The organism is Streptomyces caniscabiei (assembly GCF_014930365.1).
GTDB classification, from domain to species: domain Bacteria; phylum Actinomycetota; class Actinomycetes; order Streptomycetales; family Streptomycetaceae; genus Streptomyces; species Streptomyces caniscabiei.
The window spans coordinates 243,322-264,496 of the sequence record NZ_JABXWI010000010.1 but is presented as its reverse complement, the minus strand read 5'-3'; the positions used below and the strand labels follow the sequence as shown (position 1 = coordinate 264,496).

Annotated in this window: 22 protein-coding genes and 1 pseudogene; all 23 read left to right on the top strand. The window is 68.3% G+C overall.

Annotated features, from left to right (window positions below; translation table 11 throughout):
* Window positions 1–77 precede the first annotated feature (77 nt).
* The 23 genes and pseudogenes from HW837_RS27520 to HW837_RS27420 all read left to right on the top strand — a co-directional run bounded on the left by HW837_RS27520 (window position 78) and on the right by HW837_RS27420 (window position 21,174).
* The gene (locus HW837_RS27520) at window positions 78–266 is read left to right on the top strand and encodes a hypothetical protein (RefSeq protein WP_193383476.1); all 189 of its coding nucleotides are present in this window, start codon (window positions 78–80) and stop codon (window positions 264–266) included.
* Entirely contained in the window at window positions 263–940 is a 678-nt protein-coding gene (locus tag HW837_RS27515) for a glycosyltransferase family 2 protein (protein ID WP_193383475.1), read from the top strand. The genes HW837_RS27520 and HW837_RS27515 overlap by 4 nt, the downstream gene beginning before the upstream one ends.
* Before the next feature lie 8 nt (window positions 941–948).
* Window positions 949–1,764: an NAD-dependent epimerase/dehydratase family protein gene (locus HW837_RS27510; protein ID WP_196791495.1), complete on the top strand. Its 816-nt coding sequence runs from the start codon at window positions 949–951 to the stop codon at window positions 1,762–1,764.
* Window positions 1,761–2,426, top strand: coding sequence for a glycosyltransferase domain-containing protein (locus tag HW837_RS27505; RefSeq protein ID WP_193383473.1), 666 nt, complete (start codon window positions 1,761–1,763; stop codon window positions 2,424–2,426). The genes HW837_RS27510 and HW837_RS27505 overlap by 4 nt, the downstream gene beginning before the upstream one ends.
* Entirely contained in the window at window positions 2,423–2,734 is a 312-nt protein-coding gene (locus HW837_RS27500; RefSeq protein ID WP_193383113.1) for a hypothetical protein, read from the top strand. The genes HW837_RS27505 and HW837_RS27500 overlap by 4 nt, the downstream gene beginning before the upstream one ends.
* Entirely contained in the window at window positions 2,734–3,174 is a 441-nt protein-coding gene (locus tag HW837_RS27495; RefSeq protein ID WP_193383472.1) for a methyltransferase domain-containing protein, read from the top strand. The genes HW837_RS27500 and HW837_RS27495 overlap by 1 nt, the downstream gene beginning before the upstream one ends.
* Window positions 3,171–3,407, top strand: a complete 237-nt coding sequence (locus tag HW837_RS27490) for a hypothetical protein (RefSeq protein WP_193383471.1) — start codon at window positions 3,171–3,173, stop codon at window positions 3,405–3,407. The genes HW837_RS27495 and HW837_RS27490 overlap by 4 nt, the downstream gene beginning before the upstream one ends.
* Window positions 3,404–3,982, top strand: coding sequence for a glycosyltransferase family 2 protein (locus tag HW837_RS27485; RefSeq protein WP_193383470.1), 579 nt, complete (start codon window positions 3,404–3,406; stop codon window positions 3,980–3,982). Before HW837_RS27490 ends, HW837_RS27485 begins: the two co-directional genes overlap by 4 nt.
* Before the next feature lie 42 nt (window positions 3,983–4,024).
* Window positions 4,025–4,573 (top strand): annotated as a pseudogene (locus HW837_RS50420) (Hint domain-containing protein); the annotation flags it as partial.
* A gap of 134 nt (window positions 4,574–4,707) precedes the next feature.
* Window positions 4,708–5,241, top strand: coding sequence for an HNH endonuclease signature motif containing protein (locus HW837_RS50415; protein ID WP_390623563.1), 534 nt, complete (start codon window positions 4,708–4,710; stop codon window positions 5,239–5,241).
* Window positions 5,216–6,211, top strand: a complete 996-nt coding sequence (locus HW837_RS48910; protein ID WP_319686852.1) for a terminase large subunit domain-containing protein — start codon at window positions 5,216–5,218, stop codon at window positions 6,209–6,211. The genes HW837_RS50415 and HW837_RS48910 overlap by 26 nt, the downstream gene beginning before the upstream one ends.
* A gap of 5 nt (window positions 6,212–6,216) precedes the next feature.
* Complete coding sequence (locus HW837_RS27475) at window positions 6,217–6,651, top strand: DUF1360 domain-containing protein (RefSeq protein WP_193382575.1); 435 nt, start codon at window positions 6,217–6,219, stop codon at window positions 6,649–6,651.
* A 202-nt stretch (window positions 6,652–6,853) separates the two neighbouring features.
* Entirely contained in the window at window positions 6,854–8,611 is a 1,758-nt protein-coding gene (locus HW837_RS27470; RefSeq protein ID WP_193383468.1) for a phage portal family protein, read from the top strand.
* Complete coding sequence (locus HW837_RS27465) at window positions 8,586–11,486, top strand: 2'-5' RNA ligase family protein (RefSeq protein ID WP_193383467.1); 2,901 nt, start codon at window positions 8,586–8,588, stop codon at window positions 11,484–11,486. The genes HW837_RS27470 and HW837_RS27465 overlap by 26 nt, the downstream gene beginning before the upstream one ends.
* A 193-nt stretch (window positions 11,487–11,679) precedes the next feature.
* The gene (locus HW837_RS27460; protein WP_193383466.1) at window positions 11,680–13,434 is read left to right on the top strand and encodes a major capsid protein; all 1,755 of its coding nucleotides are present in this window, start codon (window positions 11,680–11,682) and stop codon (window positions 13,432–13,434) included.
* Between the two features lie 38 nt (window positions 13,435–13,472).
* A complete protein-coding gene (locus HW837_RS27455; protein WP_193383465.1) occupies window positions 13,473–14,357 on the top strand; it encodes a hypothetical protein in 885 nt (294 codons plus the stop codon).
* 10 nt (window positions 14,358–14,367) lie between these two features.
* Window positions 14,368–15,045: a hypothetical protein gene (locus HW837_RS27450; RefSeq protein WP_193383464.1), complete on the top strand. Its 678-nt coding sequence runs from the start codon at window positions 14,368–14,370 to the stop codon at window positions 15,043–15,045.
* Between the two features lie 62 nt (window positions 15,046–15,107).
* A complete protein-coding gene (locus tag HW837_RS27445) occupies window positions 15,108–15,851 on the top strand; it encodes a hypothetical protein (RefSeq protein WP_193382569.1) in 744 nt (247 codons plus the stop codon).
* A gap of 1 nt (window position 15,852) precedes the next feature.
* A complete protein-coding gene (locus tag HW837_RS27440; protein ID WP_193383463.1) occupies window positions 15,853–16,359 on the top strand; it encodes a hypothetical protein in 507 nt (168 codons plus the stop codon).
* A gap of 12 nt (window positions 16,360–16,371) precedes the next feature.
* Window positions 16,372–16,764 (top strand): hypothetical protein, encoded by a 393-nt coding sequence (locus HW837_RS27435; RefSeq protein WP_193382567.1) that lies wholly within the window; start codon window positions 16,372–16,374, stop codon window positions 16,762–16,764.
* Window positions 16,765–16,808: 44 nt separating this feature from the next.
* The gene (locus HW837_RS27430; RefSeq protein ID WP_193382566.1) at window positions 16,809–17,261 is read left to right on the top strand and encodes a hypothetical protein; all 453 of its coding nucleotides are present in this window, start codon (window positions 16,809–16,811) and stop codon (window positions 17,259–17,261) included.
* Between the two features lie 17 nt (window positions 17,262–17,278).
* On the top strand, window positions 17,279–17,491 hold the full coding sequence (locus tag HW837_RS27425) for a hypothetical protein (protein ID WP_193382565.1): 213 nt from the start codon (window positions 17,279–17,281) through the stop codon (window positions 17,489–17,491).
* Window positions 17,488–21,174, top strand: coding sequence for a phage tail protein (locus HW837_RS27420; RefSeq protein WP_193383462.1), 3,687 nt, complete (start codon window positions 17,488–17,490; stop codon window positions 21,172–21,174). Before HW837_RS27425 ends, HW837_RS27420 begins: the two co-directional genes overlap by 4 nt.
* Window position 21,175 lies beyond the last annotated feature (1 nt).

Below are 21,175 nucleotides of genomic sequence, written 5' to 3'. Positions count from 1 at the left end.
GCGCACGCGCTTCTGGAGATCGGTGACGTTCTACGCGGCGCCCTTACTGGCATCAACCCAGAGGAAGGCGGGCAGCCGTGACCGTCAAACCGACGCCGTTCATCAGCGCCGCATTGATCGTCGCGGTTTCCTTCGCGCAGGTCGCGGCCATGCGTCTCGTCATTGGGGCGTGGCCGCCGCTGTGGGCCATGCTCGCCGCAGCTGGCTTTACTGTCACTGCTGCGGCTGGCGGCACGGCAGTAGCGCAGCACCGGGCGGGCCGATGAGCGCCCCGTTCCGCACAGTCGTGATCCCGGCCCGGGACCGGCACGACCTCCTCGCCGACTGCATCAACTCCGTCGTGGACCAAGTCGACAGCGTCCTCGTCGTCGACAACCTCTCCACCCCGCCGATCGATCCCGGGCCGTGGCACGGAAAGGTCGGCGTCGTATCGGTGCCCATCGACCCGCCGAACATCAGCACCCTGTGGAACGTCGGCATCTCCCTTGCCGACGCGCAGGCCCATCGAGCCGACGCCGGGCAGTGGGACATTGCCGTGCTCAACTCCGACACCGTCATCCCCACCGGATGGATGGGCCACCTGTCGACGGCGATGCGATCGACCCCTGCGGTCCTCGCCTACCCCGACCAGAACGGCGGACAGCAGCAGATCCTCCACACCCGCGCCGAGCCGATCGACCTCCGGCAGCGGATCACCGGCTACGCGTACATGCTCCGCGGCGAAACGGGGCTGCGCCTCGACGAGTCCCTCGCGTGGTGGTACGGCGACGACGACCTCGACTGGACTGCCCGCGAACGCGGCGGCGCGCTCCTCGTGCCCGGTATCCCGGTTGAGCACCGTTGTCCGAACGTGTCCACGAACGAACGCCCCGAACTGGCCGAACAAACCGGCCGCGACCGGGAGACCTTCCGCAAGAAGTGGGGGCGGACCCCATGGTGAGGAGCCACATGAAGATCGCAATCACCGGGGGCAACGGCTTCCTCGGCCAAGCCGCCCTCGCCGCCGCAGAGAAAGCCGGGCACGCCGCATGGTCCTTCGACCGCGCGCACGGCGACGACATCCTCGGATCCCTCGACGGCCTCCACGAAGCCGACGTGGTCATCCACCTCGCCGGAATGCTCGGCACATCCGAGCTGTTCGACGCGCCCGAAGGCGCCGTCCACGCCAACGTCATCGGCACCCTCCGCATCCTGCGCTGGTGCCACGACAACAACGCCGGATACGTCGGCATCGGCATGCCCGACGTCTTCCCGTCCGTGTACACGGCGACGAAGATGTGCGCCGCACGCCTCGCCACCGCCTGGCACCAGGCCTACGGACTCCGCGTCGCCCACGTCCGGGCGTTCAACGCCTACGGCGCCGGCCAGAAGTACGGCCCCGGGCACCCGCAGAAGATCCTCCCGACGTTCGCGCGCGCCGCGTGGGCCGGTCAACCGTTGCCGGTGTGGGGTGACGGCGAGCAGACGATGGACCTGGTGCACGCCGACGACGTGGGCCGCATGCTCGTCGACGCCGCCCAGCACGGGGACGACGTCACGTTCGACGCCGGCACCGGTGTGGCCGTGACGGTGAACGAGTTCGCGCAGATGGTGCTGGACATCACCGGGTCTCGGGCGGGTGTGGAGCATCTGCCGATGCGGACGGGTGAGACGCCGACGCGGATTGTCGCGGAGGGCGATGGCTGGGATCGGCTGGATTGGAAGCCGGAACACGATTGGGCGCGCGTGGCGCAGGCGGTGGAGTGGTATCGGTCCACGGTATGAGCGATGTTGCGCTGATCACGGCGATCTACGACTCCTACGATGAGCTGAAGCCAGCCATGCCGCAACGCGGCGTGAGCGTGGACTGGGTTCTCGTCACCGACGACGAGACCCTCAAGGACGAGGGCAGCGTGCGGGGCTGGCGGGTGGTGTTCGGGCCGCGTCCGGGGGTGCATCCGAATCGGGCGGCGAAGCATCCGAAGTACGAGCCGTGGAAGTACACCGAGGCTGAGGCTTCGGTGTGGGTGGATGCGTCGTTCCGCATCGTGTCCGAGAAGCTCGCCGTGGAGGCTCTGGCGTTCGCGGATCCGATCGCGCAGTTCGCGCACCCGTGGCGGGACTGCATCTACGCGGAGGCCAAGGAGTCGGCTGGGCTGCCGAAGTACGCGGGCGAGCCGGTGCTGGAGCAGGCCGACCACTACAGCGAGCTGGGCCACCCCGAGAACTGGGGGCTGTGGGCAACCGGGGTTATCGCACGCCGTCACACGGACGCGGTTCGGGAGCTGGGTGCGCGCTGGCTGGCGGAGACGTACGAGTGGTCGTTCCAGGATCAGATCTCGCAGCCGTTCGCGCTGCGGGAGACAGGGCTGCGCCCGATGGCGTTGCCGGGGAACCATCTGGCCACGCCGTGGCTGGCTTATGAGGGGAGTGCGAGGCACGGATGAGTGAGCAGATACCGAGCGTGGGCAGGATCGTCCACTACGTGGGCCACGACGACAAGGAGTGTCGGGCAGCGATCGTCACGGAGCTGACCGGCGATCCCGAACACCCGGAGCAGGTGGGACTTGCCGTGCTCAATCCGACCGGCGCCGACTTCCACCGCACGGTCCCGCATCACGGCGGTGCCGAAACTGCGGGCGCGCCTGACTGTCCGGACGCCGAGGCGCACGGTGCCCCCTTCCGTTACTGCGCCTGCGGGTGGGTCGAGGCGTCGCCCGTCGTCGGCACCTGGCACTGGCCGGAGCGTGTGTGATGACGAGCATCGAGATAGGCGGCGGCCACCTGGTCCAGGCCGGGTGGACCAACCTCGACCCGACCCACGGCGTCGGCGACTGGAAGCGGCCCGCGCAGGTCGTGCCGTGGCCTGCCGCTGATGGCAGCGTGCACGCGATCCGCGCGTCGCACGTGATGGAGCACATTCCGGCCGGGCAGCCCCGCATCGACGTGATGAACGAAGCGCACCGCGTCCTCAAGCCGGGCGGCGTGTTCGAGATCCGGGTGCCGAACGCCCTGTCGGGGACGTGGCACGCCTTCGCCGACCCGACGCACGTCAGCTTCTGGTGCATCCCGTCGTTCCACTACTTCGACGGCAGCTTCGCGGCGAACGCCGACTACGGGATCAAGTACTGGACCACGCACGAGCTGCTGATCCAGGGCGACAACGAGATCCTCTGGAAGGGCACACCGCGATGAGCGCCCGCAACAGGCTGTTCGACGACATCTGGGACATGCGCTCGGCGAAGGAGAAGAACGCCCTCATCGACGCCCACCGTGATGAGGTCACGCTGGAGATCGGCCGCGACGCGTTGAGGGACGGCTTGGTCCCAACTCTTGTCCGGCTGGTCGGAGAGGCGAACGCCGCAAAGCTGCTGGCCGACTACCGCGACACCATCGCGGGCGACCCCAAGACGACGGACGACGCGTGACACCGGGCGTCACTGTCGTCACCCCGTTCCACGAGCAGCGGCGCGCGAACGGGATGCTGGAGCGCGCCGCCCGCTCAGTCCGCGCCCAGACCGTCCCCGTTGAGCACATCCTCGCCGAGGACATCCACCACCTCGGCGCCGCCATCACCCGCGCCCACGGCCTCGCGCTCGTCGAGACGGAGTGGACCGCATTCCTCGACTCAGACGACGAGATGGACCCCGACCACATCGAGCAGCTGCTCGCCTGCGCCGAGGACACGAAGGCCGACTACGTGTACCCGTGGTTCCGCGTCGTCGGCGGCACCGACCCCTTCCCCATGTTCTTCGGCCGCCCCTTCGACCCGACGTGCCCGAACTCCACCACCATCACGATCCTCGTACGCACCGAACTCGCGAAGCAGGTCGGATTCGCCGCCGACCCCACAGTCCAAGTCGCGGGCGAAGACTTCCTCTTCACAAAGGGCTGCATCGCCGCCGGAGCAAAGATCGTGCACCTACCCCGCCGCTCCTGGACCTGGCACCACGGCCCGCAAAACACCTCCGGACTCCCAACCCGCGGCGACGCCCGCCGCTGACCACCGGAACCCGACAGCCGTCCAACAGCCGACAATCCGGCCATGGGAACCGACGACCGGGCAACAGTGGCAGCACGCGCTGCCGCCCTCCTCGGCGCCCAGTTGGAGCCCCGCTGGCAGCCCCAGCCCCACCAGATCCCACCCGACGGGAACTGGACCGGATGGCTCCTCATGGCCGGACGAGGCGCCGGAAAATCCAAAGCCTGCGCCGAATACGTACGGCAGCACGTCAACGGACCGCCCTGCCTCCCCGGGCCGGTGCCGCACTGGATTGCGATCATCGCTCCAACCCTCGGTGACGGCGTCACCTCCATGTACGAAGGCCCCGGCGGCATCCGCAACGCCGACCCCGGTGCCCGCCTCGTCCAAGCGCCCGGCGGTACGGTCATCCGCTGGCCCAACGGCTCACAGGCCAAACTGTTCGGATCGCACACGCCTGAAGATGTCGAGCGGCTCCGGGCCGGTGGCAACTCGTGCGTCCGGGAAGGCACGCTCGTCCGCACCGAGCACGGGCCGCGCCCCATCGAGGACATCCTTCCCGGCGACCGAGTCTGGACGCGCAACGGGCTACGGCGTGTGCTGCACGTCTGGGACAACGGCGTGAAGCCAGTGCAGAGATTCGACCACTCAGCAGGGCACGTATGGCTGACACCGGACCATGAGGTGTGGACCACAAGGGGATGGACGGAAGCACGTCTCGTTAAGTACAGCGATACAATCGCTACATGGGATCACCAGCAAAGTTCGTCATCTATGACGGCGTCAGATGGCACGAGCGCAAGAGCGGCTACTACTCGAACGGCCAGAGAGGCCTGCTGCACCGATGGGTGTGGAGACTGGAACGGGGAGACATCCCGGACGGGATGCAGGTCCACCACATCAACCATGATCGTGGAGACAACCGGGTCGAAAACCTGGAGCTCGTCACCCAGGCCAATCACCTACGCATCCACTCGCGAGACGCCGAGTGGCATCGCAAGGGAGCTGAAGCCGCTTGGAAGAACGCAAAGTGGCGCGACATCACATGCGAGCTCTGCGGAGGAACGGGAAGAACGAGGGTCCCTTGGAAGGTCAAGTACTGCTCTGACCAATGCCGTAACGCTGCGCCACGAACGAAGGAGCGGCGGCTGTGCTGCGTGTGCGGCTCTGAGTTCGAGTGCGTCCCCTCAGCCGCTACCCGCACCTGTTCGCGCCGGTGCACTGCAACCTACGCCTACACGCGACGTGGCAAGGGTGTACGACCTGACGGTGGAGCATGACCACGAGTTCTTCGCTGGCGATCTCCTTGTAGCGAACTGCCTCGCCGTCTTGGAGGAGTTCGCGACGTGGCGGTACATGGAGCAGACCTACGACCAGCTACGGTTCGGTCTTCGCTCCGGGCCGCGCCCGCACTGGATCGCCGCCACCACCCCCAAGCCGCGGCCTCTCCTGAAGCGCATGCTGGCCGGTGAGATCGCTGGCATCGTGCACACGCACGCCACGATGTACGACAACCCGCACTTGGAGCAGTCCGTCAAGGACGCCCTGGAGGACACGTACGCGGGCACCGACATCGGCGCGCAGGAACTCCACGGGCGCCTGATCGATGAGGTTTCCGAGGCGCTGTGGAAGCGCGCCACGCTGGAGGAGACCCGCGTACGCCCCGACGAGGTTCCGGAACTGAAACGGATTTCGGTCGGTGTTGACCCGTCCGGTGGTGCGGGCGAGCAGGGCATCGTCGTCGTCGGGAAGTCCGGCCTTGTACTGCCCGGAGACGGCGGCCGGCCGCAGCATCACGGCTACGTCCTCGACGACCGGTCGTGCAAGCTGTCGCCGGACGAGTGGGGGCGCCGTGCGGTGCAGGCCGCGATCGACTGGGACGCCGACGAGATCGTGGCCGAGACGAACTACGGCGGGGCCATGTGTGTGGCGACGCTGCGCACGGCGGCCGAAGCGCTCGGCGTGGACATCCCGATCCGCACGGTCACGGCGACGCGCGGCAAGGTGGTTCGGGCCCAGCCGGTTGCGGCGCTCGCAGCACAGAACCGGTGGCACATGGCTGGGGTGTTCGAGGAGTTGGAGGATCAGCTGGCCACCTGGTATCCGGAGTTGGGTTGGTCGCCGGACCGGTTGGACGCGATGGTGTGGCCGGCCTGGCAGATGAAGCTGGTGGGGACGGCTCCCCGTGGGCAGGGCTCGTTGGGCGGCGGGTTGGCCAGAAAGCAGATCGTTGGCGGGCGGCTACGGTGACGGGCATGGACCTGTGGCTGCTGCTGATCGTGATGTCGCTGGCGACCTACCGTGTGACTCGGCTCGTCGTGGCCGACACCTTTCCGCCAGTGCTGTGGCTGAGGGACAGGCTCGTCGGCGGGTGGCGTGAGCCGACGATGAAGGAGCAGCACCATGAGCTGTTTCCGACCGGCGAGGTTGAGGAGCACACGCTCAAGTCGGTGCCGGGCCTGGGGATGTTCCAGTTGGTCGATGATGAGTTGTTCATCTATGCCCGTCGGTGGAAGCGGTCGCCGTTCTGGTTGGCGGAGTTGCTGTCGTGCCCGTGGTGTGCGTCCGGCTGGATTGCGCTCGCGGTGACGGCTGGGGTGTGGGCGGTGGCGGGTTTGGCGATGCCGGCGCTGGTGTGGTTGGCGGTTTGGGCGGCCGGGGCGTTGCTGGCCGGACAGGAGTGGGCGTGAGAGCCCGTAGCATCGGCGGGTGGTGAGCGGAGCCTTCGGGCTCCGGGGTGGCAGAGGGCCGTTCGCAGTGGGCGCCGCGGACGGCCCTTCCCCTTGCCCGGAATGATCTTCGTGAGGCTGCTCCTACCGTCACCCGCACACCCACCCCACGGGAGCAGCGGGAGACACGATGGCCTGGTGGAGCGCCTTCACCCGACGCGGCATGCCCACACCCAAGCCGCTCCCGACGCAACCCGAACCCAACGCCCTCACCGCCGCAGCCGCCCCCGTCACCAGCCCTCGCACCGAACTACTCCGCACCCCCGACACCTGGCAAAACGAAGCCTGGGAGTACTACGACACCCTCGGCGAATTCCGGTACGCCGCCGACTGGGAAGCCAACATGCTCTCCCGCATCCGCTTCTACGCCGCCAAACTCGAACCCGGCACCGACGAACCCGTACGCCAAGACGCCGGAACCGCCGTCGAGCTGATGACCACCTTCGCCGGAGGCGTCGCCGGACAAGCCCAAATCATGTCCGGCCTCGGCACCCAGCTAGCCGTCCCCGGCGAGGGCTACGTCATCGTCGAGAACGTGGACGGCATCGAGAAGTGGGCCGTCCGGTCCATCGACGAAGTCCGCGCCGCACGCGGCCACTACGAAGTCATCGACGAGAACAATCCCCGCGACGGCAACCAGTGGCGGCCCCTCGCCTCCGACTCCATGGCGCCGATCCGGGTGTGGCGGCCGAACAAGCGCTACCACCATGTTGCCGACAGCCCCGCCCGCGCGGCGCGTTCGACGATGCGCGAGTTGGAGTTGGTGAACCGGCACATCCAAGCCCAGTACCTGTCCCGGCTCGCGTCTGCGGGTGTGGTCATCTTCCCCGACGAGGTCACCTTCCCCGTACGCGAGGAGTTCGCCGATGCGGCCGATCCGTTCGTGGAGGAGTGGATCGAGAACGCCCGGACCGCGATCGGCACGCCGGGTACGGCGGCTGCGGTGGTGCCGATGCCGATCAAGGTTCCTGCCGAGTACGTCGACAAAATCGCGCACATCGACTTCACGTTGAAGATCGACGACAAGATCATTGAGAAGCGCGACTCGGCGATCAAACGCCTCGCCTCCCAACTCAACGTCCCGCCGGAAGTCCTCCTCGGCATGGGCGACCTCAACCACTGGAACGCCTGGGCCGTCGACGAAACCAGCCTCAAAGTCAACGTCGCTCCGGACGCCGAACTCATCGCCGCCGCCCTCACCACCGGCTACCTCCAGCCCCGCCTGAAAGCCTCCCGCGTCGAAGACTGGGCACAGTGGGTCGTCTGGTACGACATGTCCGAACTCACGCTGCGCCCCGACCGCAGCGACGACGCCGTCCTCCTCTACGACCGGCTAGAGATCAACGGTGCCGCGCTCCGCCGCGAAACCGGCTTCAACGAAGACGACAAGCCCACCGACGAGGAACTCAAGGAGCAGGCCCTCAAGGTCATCATCAAGACACTCCCCTCCGGCGCCGGATCGGCCCTGTCCGAACTCACCGGCGACCAAGTCACCATCACCCCCGTCGCCGCCGCACCGCCAGGCGAGACCCCGCAGACCGACACGACCCTGGAACCGCCACCCGAGGACAGGTCCCCACCGGACGAGGCCGCCGCGCGCGAAGCCGCCACCGCAGCCCGCTCGGCACGCCTCATTCAGCAGTCCCAGGCCATGCACGCCGTCCGCTGGGGCGCCGGCAGGGAGCCCGAGCTGCTGCACCCGGCGCTGTGCTCGCAGCACGCCTACTCCTGCCCGTTCACCCATGCCGCGATGAAGCTGGCGACGTTGCCTCGGCCGGGGATGTCCGGGACGTACGAGGCGCGGCTGAGCCCGTTCGGGCAACTGGTGATCGGCCAGCGGTCGCCCCACCTGGATACGACCAGCTTCCTGACCACCGCCTCTCCTCGGAGTTCGAATGGCTACGCTCACGGCCGCCGCTGACGGCTCGCACATGCAGGGCGCGATGATTGCGTTGATGCCGACCGTGGAGGATGCGGAGCGGCTGGCGATCGAGGGCGGGGAGGACGCGGAGCAGCTGCACCTGACGCTGTACTACCTCGGCAAAGGCGCGGACTTCAGCGAGGAGCAGCGCACCGCGCTGATCGACGCCCTGCGCCAGTCCTTCGCCGACGACGGAGTGGCGCCGATGCGCGGCCGGGTGTTCGGCGCGAACCACTGGAACGGCAACAGCGACGAACCGTGCTGGGTGTACGCCGTTGGTGATCTGCCGATCGAGGAGCGCGAGGATGGCGAGTGGCCGCTGGACTACGTCCGTGCCTCGGTGACCACGGCTCTCCATGACAGCGGGTTCCTCGCCACGATCCCGGCGCCGCATTCGCCATGGGTGCCCCACGTATGTGCTGCATATTCGAGTGAGCTAGACCTGGTCATCGCGTTGGAGGAACGCCTCGGCAAGGTGACCTTCGACCGGATCAGGGTGGCGTTCGCCGGGGACCACACCGACATCCCCCTCAGCGAGACCGTCACTGCGGCGGCCGGGCGGCTGCGCCGCAAGCCCACCGAGCTGGAGATCCGTAGCCGCGTCGACTTCGCGGAGATGGACAAGGCCTGGCACGACGCCGTCGACGCCACCGTCGAAGCGTGGGCCGACATCCAGACCGCCCAACGCGAGAAGATCACCGCCGCCGTGCAGGCCGCAGCCGAAGCCGACGATCTCGACCGCCTGAACACTCTTGCCGTCGACAGCAGCGACGGCGCCCGGCTCCTCATCGCCCGCATGATCGCCTACGCGCGGGAGGCAGGCGAGCAGCAGCAGGCCGAAGCCGAGGCGCAGGGCGTCAGCGTTCCTGAGTGGTCGCTGGACGACGAGGCGCTCACCGCCGCAGCGATCCGCGACCGGCTACGCCAGATCGGCAGGACAGCCGCTCGGGTCCTCGGTGTCGGGCTGGTGCAGTCCGCGGTCCGGCAGGCGATGCGGGTGTGGGGCTCCGGCTCGGCGGCACAGGTGGCCGCACAGGTTGACGAGCACCTCGCCTCCCTGTCGGGTGCGGCGGTGGAGGAGCAGGTGGGGGCGGCGATGACGGCCGCTCAGAATGAGGGCCGCATGGCTGTCCTGGCGGTCGCTCCGCCAGCCGAGTATGTGGCGAGCGAGGCGCTCGACAAGAACAGCTGCAAGCCGTGCCGGGACATCGATGGCACCCGCTACACCACGCTGCCCGACGCCCGCCAGGCATACCCGACCGGCGGCTACACCGGATGCCTCGGCGGCGCGCGCTGCAGGGGCACGCTCGTGACGGTGTGGCCGCAGGCAGACGAGCAGGCAGCAGCCGCCGGAATGATCTTGGCTGCGAGCGCGGACACAATGCCGCCGCAGACCACCGAACTGGAGGACCCGATGCCGTATCGCGTCGAGCAGGATCACCCGGACTGCGGCGCCGATACGCCGTGGGCCGTAGTGAAGGAAGGCACCAACGAACTCATGGGCTGCCACGAGTCCGAAGCCGCCGCCCTTGAGCAGCAAGCCGCCCTGTACGCCGAGGAGAACGACGAAGCCGCCGACGACGGCGACGAGAGCATGGACTACGCAGGGGCGACCGCTCCCTGGCGCGGCCCCCTCGCCATCGAAGGCCAGGTCACTGGCGACGGCCGCGAGTTCGCCCCCGATGCGCTCACGTGGGCCGAACTGCCCGTGCCGCTACGGTGGAACAAGGAAGACTCCCACGGCGGCGAACCGAAGACCGTCGCTGTCAACGTCGGCCGCATCGACAAGATCTGGCGCGACGGCAGCCTCATCATGGGCGAAGGCGTCCTCGACCTCTCCGACGACGACGGCCAGCGCGTTCACGCGAAGATCGAAGGGAAGTTCCTCCGCGGCGTGTCCATCGACGCCGACTCCATCAGCGACGCCGACGTCGAGTTCGTGTGGCCCGAAGACGCCAACGCCGGCACCGAAGACGGCGGCGAGGACGACCTGTTCGAGATGCTGTTCGCGCAGCCGGAGAAGGTCATCTTCCACGGCGGCCGCATCCGCGCCGCGACGTTGGTCGACATCCCCGCGTTCGCTGAGGCCTACATCGCACTCCTCGACGAAGCCGGCGCGGTCGTGGCCGGCGGGCAGCCGGTCGGCGCCGAGGTGATCGAGGCAGCGGTGGTACGGGAGCCGGCCCGGCCGCGGGCGGTCACCGCGTCCGTGACGGAGCTGTGGCGGCCGCCCGCACAGTGGTTCTCGGACCCGAAGCTCAGCCTGCCGACCCCGATCACCATCACCGACGAGGGCCGCATCTACGGGCACGCCGCACAGTGGGGCACCTGCCACATCGGGCAGGAAGGCACGTGCATCCAGCCGCCGCGCGAGGACGAGCACCCGTACTACCGCACCGGCGAGCTCGTCTGTGAGGGAGGCGAGCGGATGGCGGTCGGTCAGATCACCGTCGGCACCGGGCACGCGCCGCTCAACCTGGGTGCGTCTCCGGCGGCCGAGCACTACGACAACACCGGGGCTGCGGTCGCGGATGTCGCGGTCGGCAACGACCAGCACGGCATCTGGATCGCGGGCAGTGTCCGGCCCGGCGCGGATCCGCTGAAGGTGTACGAGTTGCAGGCGGCCGGGCAGGTGTCGGGTGACTGGCGTCGGATCGGTGGCCAGTTGCGGCTGGTGGGTCTGCTGGCGGTGAATGTGCCTGGTTTCCCGGTGCCGAAGATGCGCGCGAGGGTGGCGTCGGGGCAGCCTCAGGCGCTGGTGGCGGCGGGTCGTCCGCAGGTGGCGTGGAGTCGGCCGCAGGCGGATGTGGAGCAGGAAGCGGTTCGGGTCGTGATGCGGATGCTGTCGCGTCGTGTCCACCCCGGAGGGAGGTGACAGGGAATGTGCAGTTGCAATAAGCGGCGCCGTCCGCCGCCCCCTCCTCCGCCGCCTTCGGGTGCTTGACCTTTAGGTTTACCGCACCAGTCAACCAAATTGACACATTGTCGGACCGTGTGCTATGCGCTAACCTCCGTGATCAAAGGGCGTTGAAGAGCCCGAACCCAACCCTTCGATCACGGAGGAAATCGTGGCCGACGAGCTGTTCAACGCCCCGTCCGACCTCACCCTCTCCAGCGACACTGAACTCGCCGACCTCGAAGCACGAGGCGTCGCCGAGTTCGAACGCGTCCGCGCCCTCGACGGCGTCGACCCCGAGAACCTCCAGTACGCGATGCGCCTCGCCGACGACCTCGACCGCATCCGCGCCGAACTCAAGGTGCGCGAGGTCCGAGCCCAGGCCAACGCCGACCTCCAGCGCACCCGCGTCGGCGAGCAACTCGCCGCCCTGGAAGAGCGCGTCAACGGCACGACCGCCGACCCGACCGCCACCGCCACCGCCGTTGTCGACACCGGCGCGATCGCCGAGGCCACCGCGCAGGGCGTCACCGCCGCGCTCGCCACCTTCATGCTCGACCGCAAGGGCAACGGAGCAGCCCGCCCCGCCGAGATCGCCCGCCGCGCCACCGCCTCCCTCGCCGAGACCGCCCGCCACGCACCCGCGCCGAAGGTCCCCGAGAAGCGCCTCGCCGTCACCGCCTCCGTCGACATCCCCGGCGTCGCCCACGGCAGCAACCTCACCGGCCTCGACGCCCTCACCGACGTGGTCACCCGCAAGGCCAAGAGCATGCCGGTCACCCGCGGCAACCCCAACAACCAGCTCGTCGCGAGCGTCCGCAACGACTTCGAGCACACCCTCGACGAGCGCTCCAGCCCGGCGCAGGTCAAGGAGTTGTTCGACTACCTCACCGGCCCGGACAAGCAGGCCGCGCTCGTGGCCGGCGGTGGCTGGTGCGCGCCGTCCGAGATCCGCTACGACTTCTTCAACATCGCCTGCTCGTCCGGGCTGATCGACCTGCCGACCGTCGGTGTTACCCGCGGTGGGATCCAGTTCCCTGTGTCGCCGTCGCTGGCGGACACGGTCAACTCGATCGCGTTCGGCGGGTTCGCCGTCACGTTCAACGGCGATTCGGTGCCGTGGCTGTGGACCGAGGACGACGACATCGCCGCCGCCACCGGCTCCCCCACCAAGCCGTGCGTCCGCGTGCCGTGCCCGACGTTCGACGAGGAAAGGCTGGAGCTGTACGGCATCTGCCTCACCGCGGGCAACCTCGCCGACTCCGCGTACCCCGAGGCGACGCAGCACATGATCCGGCTGCTCATGGCCGCGCACGACCACGCCATGAACGCCCGCCTCATCCAGCTCATGGTCGCCGCATCCTCGGCGGTCACCTCCATCACCGGAGGCGCGTCCACCGACGCCGCAGCCCCGCGCATCTACAACGCCGTCGGCCTGGCAGCCACGGACTACCGCGAGCGGTTCGGGATGTGCCTCGACGACGTCCTCGAAGTCGTCCTCCCCGCCTGGGTCCGCGAGGTCATCCGCGCCGACCTCGCCTGGAAGGCCGGCGTCGAACTGCAGGCCGTGCCCAACTCGGAGATCGACTCCTACTTCACCGCCCGGAACGTGCGCGTGCAGTGGGTCGACGACTGGCAGGTCCGCGGCTCCAGCCAGTTCGGCAACGCCACCGCGATGACCGCCTGGCCGACCACCGTGGACTTCCTCATCTATGCGGCGGGGACGTTCGTCCACGGCAACGGCATGAGCCTCGACCTCGGCGTGGTCCGCGACTCGGTCCTGAACGAGACCAACGACCACACCGCCCTGTGGTCCGAGGAGGCGCACCTCATCGCCCGCGTCGGCCACGAGTCCCGCCAGTATCGCGTCGGCTTCAACGTCAACGGCTCCACGTCGGCGCTGCTGTCCGGCACCGTCCGCGCCTGACCCCGACCAGCAAGCGAGTGAGAAAGGGGTGAGCGCCGGTGGCCGGAGCACGCCAGATCGTCGACCCGCCGGCGTTCAGCCTGTTGCCCTACGGGCTCTGGGACGCCACCCAGACCCGGGGCGCGGACAGCCCGCACTGGCAGAACGGCGTCACCTGGCAGGAACGCTGCCCGGACGGCGGCACCACCTACGACGAATGCCTTTCCGTCACCGGCACCGGCGGGCCCCCGCCCGAACCCCCGGCCAAGTCGGACAACGTCGACCAGACGTTTCGGGGTGCCACCCCGTTCACGGTGGTCGCCGAGTTCGACTGTTCGCCGGTCGGCCTACGCGACGCCGAGACGGTCGCCTCGGATGCGCTGGCCCGGATCGAGCAGCAGCAGGTCGAGGCAGCGTTCTGGACGGGCGTCTCCGGCGGCCAGGAAGTAGTGTTCCCGCATCTTGCCGCTGACGCGGAGGTAGTGGACGCGCAGGACATTGTTCTGCAGACCACCGCCACCCCTTGCGTCACTGGCGCTGACGCGGCCCAGGCTTTGGGTGAGCTGGAGGACTGCCTGGCGGACTGCTACGCCGGGCAGGGCCTCATCCACATCCCCCGCAGTGTGCTGCCCACGCTGGCCGCCTGGAACCTCGTCACCGAACGGGACGGCCGCCTGTACACCACGGCCGGAAACCTGGTCGTTGTCGGCGGCGGCTACACCGGCAGCGGCCCCGACGGCACGGACCCCGCCGACGGCACCGCTTGGATCTATGCGACCGGGGCCGTGTTCGGCTACCGCGGCGACGTGCAGGTCCGATCCCCGCGGGAGTCCATCGACCGGTCGGCGAACACGATGCGAATGATCGCCGAACGCACCTATGTGATCGGTTTCGAGTGCTGCCTGCTGGCTGCGCACATCGTCCTGGGCGTGCCCACCGAATAGGAGTATCACCATGGCAGCTACGTCGACGTGCGCGACTCCCATCAAGGGCACGCACATGCGGATCATCGCTCTCGACGCGTGCGGCGTGCCGGTCACCGGCGCGTCCGGTCTCGTCGCCGTCTCGTCCGGGTTCGTGCAGGTCGAGATGGAGCCCGACTATGAGGACGGCGAGGAGTTCTTCGAGCGCACTGCCAGCGGGCAGCCGTGCGTGAACCAGAAGGACGACCCCACCCTGAAGCGCCTGGGCCTCACGGTCCAGATGTGCGAGGTGAACGTCAGCATGCTCGCGTTCATTCTCAGCGCCCGCGAGCTGACCACCGGCACACCGACGACCGGCACCGGCTTCGCGGTCGCGGAGGGCAACCCTACGAACCGGTTCAGCCTGGAGGTGTGGCAGGAGGTCGCCGGTTCGGGTGCGTGTGACGCGTCCGGTAACCAGCGGTACATCTACAACGCGTGGCCCAACGTCGGTGCGACGCAGCTCGGCTCCTACACGATCGAGAACGCGCGCTCCACGCTGGAGTTCACGTCCGAGACACGCGGCGCTGGGCCTACGTGGGACACGCTCGTCGGCGACGACTTCCTGCCGTCCGGTGAGTCGGTGGAGACGGATGAGCACTGGGTGTGGAACGTGACCACGACCGCGCCGCCGACGGTAGCGTGCGACCCGACCACACTCGCCGTCTAGGCCCGTAGGTGGTCGCGCAGTTCGGTCCCTGCTCGGATTGGCCGGTTCAGTGGACGTGCGACGTGGACACCCTCAACCCCGCAGTCACGGGGCTGGCGGTGTCCATGGCCACGGAGACGCTATGGGCATTGACCGGCCAGCGGTTCGGGCTGTGCGAGGTGACGCTGCGCCCGTGCCGCCGTGACTGCGGGACCGGCTCCTTCTTCGACGACTTCGGTCCGCCGTGGAGCGGTGGCCGGTCGTATCCGCAGCCTGCTTTGATCGGCGGGCAGTGGTTCAACCTGACGTGCGGCGGCTGCGCCGGGGACTGCTCCTGCTCGTCGGTGGCGGAGGTACTGCTGCCGGCGCCGGTACTGCGGGTCGTGGAGGTGAAAGTCGACGGGACGCCGCTGGTGACGGGCGCGTACCGGGTCGACAACAACCGGCTGCTGGTGCGGACGGACGGCGGGGACTGGCCACGCTGCAACGACCTCTCTCTGGCAGACAGCGAGGTCGGCACGTGGTCGGTGACGGCTGTCTACGGGGAGGAACTTCCCGACGGAGCCGAGCTGGCCATGGGGCAACTCGCCTGCGAGATCGCGAAGGCCGCTGCGGGCGGGGACTGCAAGCTGCCAGCCGGTCTTCAGCAGTTGGTGCGGCAGGGTGTGACCATCAGCTATCCGGACGTCGGGGAGTTGTTCCGGCAGGGGCGTACGGGGCTGTATCTGGTGGACATGTTCGTCAGCACGTGGAATCCGTACGGGCTGCGGCAACGCTCGCGGGTGTACAACGTGGACCGGCCGTCGGTGCGTAGAGCGGGGACCTGACATGCCGATGATCACGGGCCCGCTGAAGTGGCACACCGTCGCCTCCACGATCGAGCAGGCGGTGTACGCCGAGCTGACCACGAAGCCCGACCGGCACTCCGTGGTGCCGGGTGCGATCGCGTGGGATGAGTGCGACTGCGGGCTGTTGGCCGTCAGCGTCGCCCGGATCTTCCTGACCGAGACGTTCCCCGACGAACTGTCCCGCCGTATCGGCAACGCCTGCGACGCCCCGTACGAGGTGGGCGAGGTCGTCATTCAAGTCGTGCGGTGCGCGCCGAACCCGGACGACCCGCTGACCGCGCCCACGACCGCCGAACTGGACGCGTCCGCGCGCGAAGTGCTGCGGGACGCGTACGAGATACTGAAGGGCACCTCGGTGAAGCTGTGCGAGATGAACCGGGACCGAGAGATCGCCGATTTCATGCTGCGCCCGCTGACTGCGCAGGGCCCGACGGGTGGCTGCGTCGGCAACGAGTTGCGGGCGTACGTCGCCCTCGGCCGGAACTGACCGGGAGCGCCGATGTTCACGGTGTCCACCAGCTTCTCCCTCGACCGGGGCCGCATCGAACGGATGCTGCGCCTGCCCGGAGGTCTCGTCTACCGCAACATGGAACGCCGCGCACGGCGGGTAGAGGCCGAGGCAATCAACCGCGCTCCGGGCAGCGTGGGGCAGGGCATCCGCGTGTCGATCCTGCGCGGACCCGGCGGCGAGTTCCGTGGGGTCATCCGCTCCACCCACCCAGCGAGCATCTACCTCGTGAACGGCACACGCCCGCACATGATCTTCCCTCGCAGGCCGGGCGGGGTGCTCCGGTTCACGGTGGGTGGACGCGTCGTGTTCGCGCGGTACGTCAGCCATCCCGGCACGCAGCCGAACAACTGGCTCAGGGATGCGCTCCGCGCTGCTCTCTAACCCGCCGGAATGATCTTCGCGTGGCGGTACCTACCGTCCACACCATGACCCAGCCCATCCCCACCGAAGCCGCACCGGTCAAGGACTTCAGCCGCAAACGCGAACGGCTCCTCTTCCGCATCGACGACGACGTCTTCGAAGCCGCCACCGCGCTGCCCGGTAAGACCCTCGCCCGGTTCGCCACACGTTTCACCGACATCGAGAAGACCCCCATCGGCGAGCAGCTGAACGTCTTCGCCGACGCCCTCGGGATGGTCCTGCTGCCCGAGTCGAACAGCCTCTTCCAGAAGCGCCTGGACGACCTCGCCAAGCCCATCGAGCTGGAGCAGGCGTCCGACGTCATCCAGTGGCTGCTGGAGGCCTACGGGCTCCGCCCTACCGAGCCGTCCTCGGACTCGTCCACTGGGCCTTCCAGCCCGGCATCTGGCACGAACTCGACGGACGCGCAGCCGCAACCGGCATCGATCCCGGCGACCTTCCAGCCGACCGGTTCCTGAACTGGATCTACGCCGAGATGCTCACCCGGCTCCCCGTCCGGGACAACGAGAACCCCGACCGGGCCCGACAGCGGTTCGACGGGCAACTCGGCGTGCGCAACTGGCCCCTCCCCGGAAGCGAACCCAAACCGGCGGACACCAACCGTGACCCCAAAGCGCCCTGGTGGTGGGACAACGCCGAAGACGCCAGCCAGTCCTTCCTCCAGTCCATGGGGGTGAACCTCACATGAGCACCCCCGCAGGCGACGACCTCGTCGGCAATGCAACCATCCGCGTCGACGGCGACACCGACCCGGCAACGCGTGCCCTCGCCCGCTTCTCGCGCGACGCCCAAGGACGCCTGCGTGACGTGCGCGGCCGGTTCGTCTCCGAATCCGCTCTCATCAACCGGACCGTCACCAACAACACGCCCACCCTCACCATCAACACCGGGCCCGCCACCAACGCCCTCAACCAGTTCACCCGGGACGTCAACGGCCGACTCCGCGACGTCAACGGCCGCTTCGTCGCCAGCGGCAACACCATCAACCAGACCCTCACCCGCACAGCCGTCAACGGCAACCGCTTCACCCTCAGCCTGAGAGGAATTGCCAACGCAGCAGGCACCGCCGCCGGAATTCTCGGGAAAGTAGGCATCGGCGTCGGCGCCATCGGCGCGGCAGCCGGAACCGCCGCGCCGCTCCTGGCGGGAATCGTCACCACGCTGGAGAACGTCGCGCCGGCCGGGGCTGTGGCCGTCACCAGCATGCTCGCGATCACGCAGGCGCAAGCCGCGATCCGGCTCGGCATGGTCGGCGTGGAGGACGCTGTCACGGCCGCGTTCGACAGCAGTGCGGCCGGGGCGAAGAAGTTCGACGAGGCTCTGAAGAAGCTGTCGCCGTCGGCGCGCGCGTTCGCTACCGAAGTCCGGTCGATGGCTCCGGGCCTGCGGGAGTTCCAGCAGTCCATTCAGGAGCGGCTCTTCACCGGCCTAGACGACGTCCTGAAGCAGCTCGCTGCCTCCGCCGGGCCGACGCTGCAGAAGAACCTGAAGACCACCGCGACGACGCTGCGGACGATGGCGGTAGAGGCCGCCGGGTCGGCTGGCGCACTGGCAGAGGACGGCACTCTCGGCAAGGCCATGAAGGGCGCCAACAAGGGCCTGCTCAACCTGGCGACCGCACCCGCCCGTATCGTCACCTCGCTCGGCCAGTTGGCCGCAGCCGGAGCGCCTGCCTTCGACCGCTTCACCTCTGCGATCACCCGCACGGTCGACCGGATCAGCGAGAAAATCTCGACGTCGTTCCAGAGCGGGAAACTGACCGGCGAGGTCAACGCGGCGGCCGATGTGCTGGCCGATCTGGGCCAGGTCGCCGAGAACGTGTTCGGGATCCTCGGCAACGTCATGCGCCCGGTGCAGGCGGCCGGCGGTGGCCTGGTCGGCACGCTGAAGGAGATCACGGGGACGCTTCGGGCCGCGACGGCGACGGAGGGTTTCCAGTCTGCGATCAGCGCCGTCTCCCAGGTGATGGCCACCTTGGCGCGGACTGCGGGGCCGCTACTCAGTCAGGCGCTGGCCGCGATCGGCCCGATTTTCACGACTTTGCAGGGGCCGGCCACGACCTTGATCAAGTCTTTGGGTGCTGGGCTTTCACCGATCATCGTCGGGCTCGGTCCTGTGCTTCAGTCGGCGGCTGCCGCCGTCGGGGTACTTGTCAAGGCTGCGTCACCTTTGCTGCCCGTCGTTGGGAAACTAGCGGCGAGTCTCCTGCCTGCCTTGATCCCGATCCTGGACGCCGCGCAGACCGTTTTCGCTGCACTTGCCCCAGTTGTCCAGACTTTGAGCAAGACCCTTCAGGCGACGCTCGCCCCGATCCTCGCTCAACTGCCCGCGATCATCGGCCCGTTGGCAGACATGCTGGCCGGGCAGCTCGTCATGGGGATCCAGCTCCTCGGCGGCATGCTTGTCAAACTTGCCCCAACTTTTGTCAGTTTGGGCACTTCTGTCGGTCAACTCATGGCGCAAGCCGCCCCGTTGATCAGCATGGTCGCCGGGCTCAGCACCCAACTCATGGGCGCCTTGCTTCCCGCCATACAGCCCGTGATCAACGTCGTCGTCGCACTGGCGTCCGCACTCGCCGGGCAACTCGCCTCCACCCTGACCAACCTGGTCATGCCCACGCTGCGGCTCGTGACGGACCTGCTGCGCGGCGACTTCTCCGCAGCCTGGACCTCGCTGAAAGCGCTGGTCAGCGGCGTCGTCGCCCACTTCACCGGCACCCTGTCGCGGATCGGCAGCGTCGTCTGGTCCATCGTCCAAGGCGTCGTCGACCGCTTCACCTGGCTCTACAACATCCTCATCGGCAACAGCATCATCCCCGACATGATCAACGGGATCGTCAGCTGGTTCACCCGCCTGCCCAGCATGGCCTTCTCCGCCCTCGCCTCCCTCGCCGGAGGCATCGCCCGTATCGCCACCACCGCCCTCTCCCGCTTCCGCGCCGCGATCGTCTCCGGCGCCAGCACCGCCATCGGATTCGTACGCGGCATCCCCGGACGGGCCCGTGCCGCCCTGTCCGCACTCGGCGGGATGATCGCCTCCGTCGCCACCGCAGCTTTCAACCGCTTCCGCTCCGCGGTCACCTCCGGAGCGAGCCGCGTCGTGAGCACGGCCCGCACCATCCCCGGCCGGATCAAGGGCGCCCTCGGCAACGCGGGCAGCATCCTCTACAGCGTCGGCCGCAACGTCATCCAAGGCATGATCAACGGCGTCAAGTCCATGGCCGGATCCCTCGTCTCCGCAGCCAAGGGAGTCGTCGACGGAGCCGTCGAAGGAGCCAAGTCCCTCCTCGGCATCTCCTCCCCATCGAAGGTGTTCGCGGAGATCGGACGTGACACCGGCCGCGGTTTCATCAAGGGCCTCACCGGCACCGAAGCACAGATCAAATCCACAGCCGAAAAGATGGCCGCCTCCATCACCAAGGCTTTCCGAGGGCGGCGCACCCGCGTCGACGACCGGCTCGTCACCCTGGTGCAGTCAGGCAACCGGCGCCTACAGTCCCTGGCCGGGCAGCGGGACTCGATCGCCAAGCGGATCGCCGACGCGCAGAAGTTCGCAACGGACCTCACGTCGAAAGCCCGCGCCACCGGCAGCCTCTCGTCGATCATCTCGGAGGACTTCTTCGCACCGCGCTCGGTCGAGAAGCAGATGAAAGCGTCTCTCGCTCAGATCAAAGCCTTCACCACAAACATCACCAAGCTGCAGAAGAAGGGCCTGTCGAAGGATCTGCTGCGGCAGATCCTGGAGATGGGACCGGAGGCCGGATCCCAGTTCGCGGCGTCGCTGGCCGGGGCGGACCAGGCCACCATCAAGCGGTTCAACAAGCTGCAGTCCCAGATCGGCTCCGCTTCCAGCAAGCTGGGCAAGCAGGGCGCCGACCTGCTGTACGACTCCGGAAAGAAGGCCGGGCAAGGCTTCCTCACCGGCCTGAAAGCCCAGCAGAAGAACATCGAGAAGCTCATGCTGTCCATAGCGAAGGGCATGCAGAAAGCGATCCGCAAAGCGCTCGGCATCAAGTCCCCGAGCCGAGTGATGGCATCCGTCGGCCGCATGACCGTCCTCGGACTCGAAGGCGGCATCACCCGCATGGTGCCCGCCGTCGACCAGGCCATGGCCCGTGTCGCCCAGGCCGTCACCGCAGGCGCGCCCACCATGCTGCCGACCGGACTCGGCGGCACCGGCATGCCGGCCCTGGGAGTTGGGGCGGTCCGCACTGCAGGCGTGCCGGCTGCAGGCGCCACGCTGAACGTCACGGTGAACCTGACCAACCACGGGGTGATCGGCTCCCGGATGGAGGCGGAGAACTTCCTCGCCCGCGCCCTCGTCAACCTCGACCGAACCGGCCGCCTCCCCAAGTCACTGAGGGCGGCCTGAG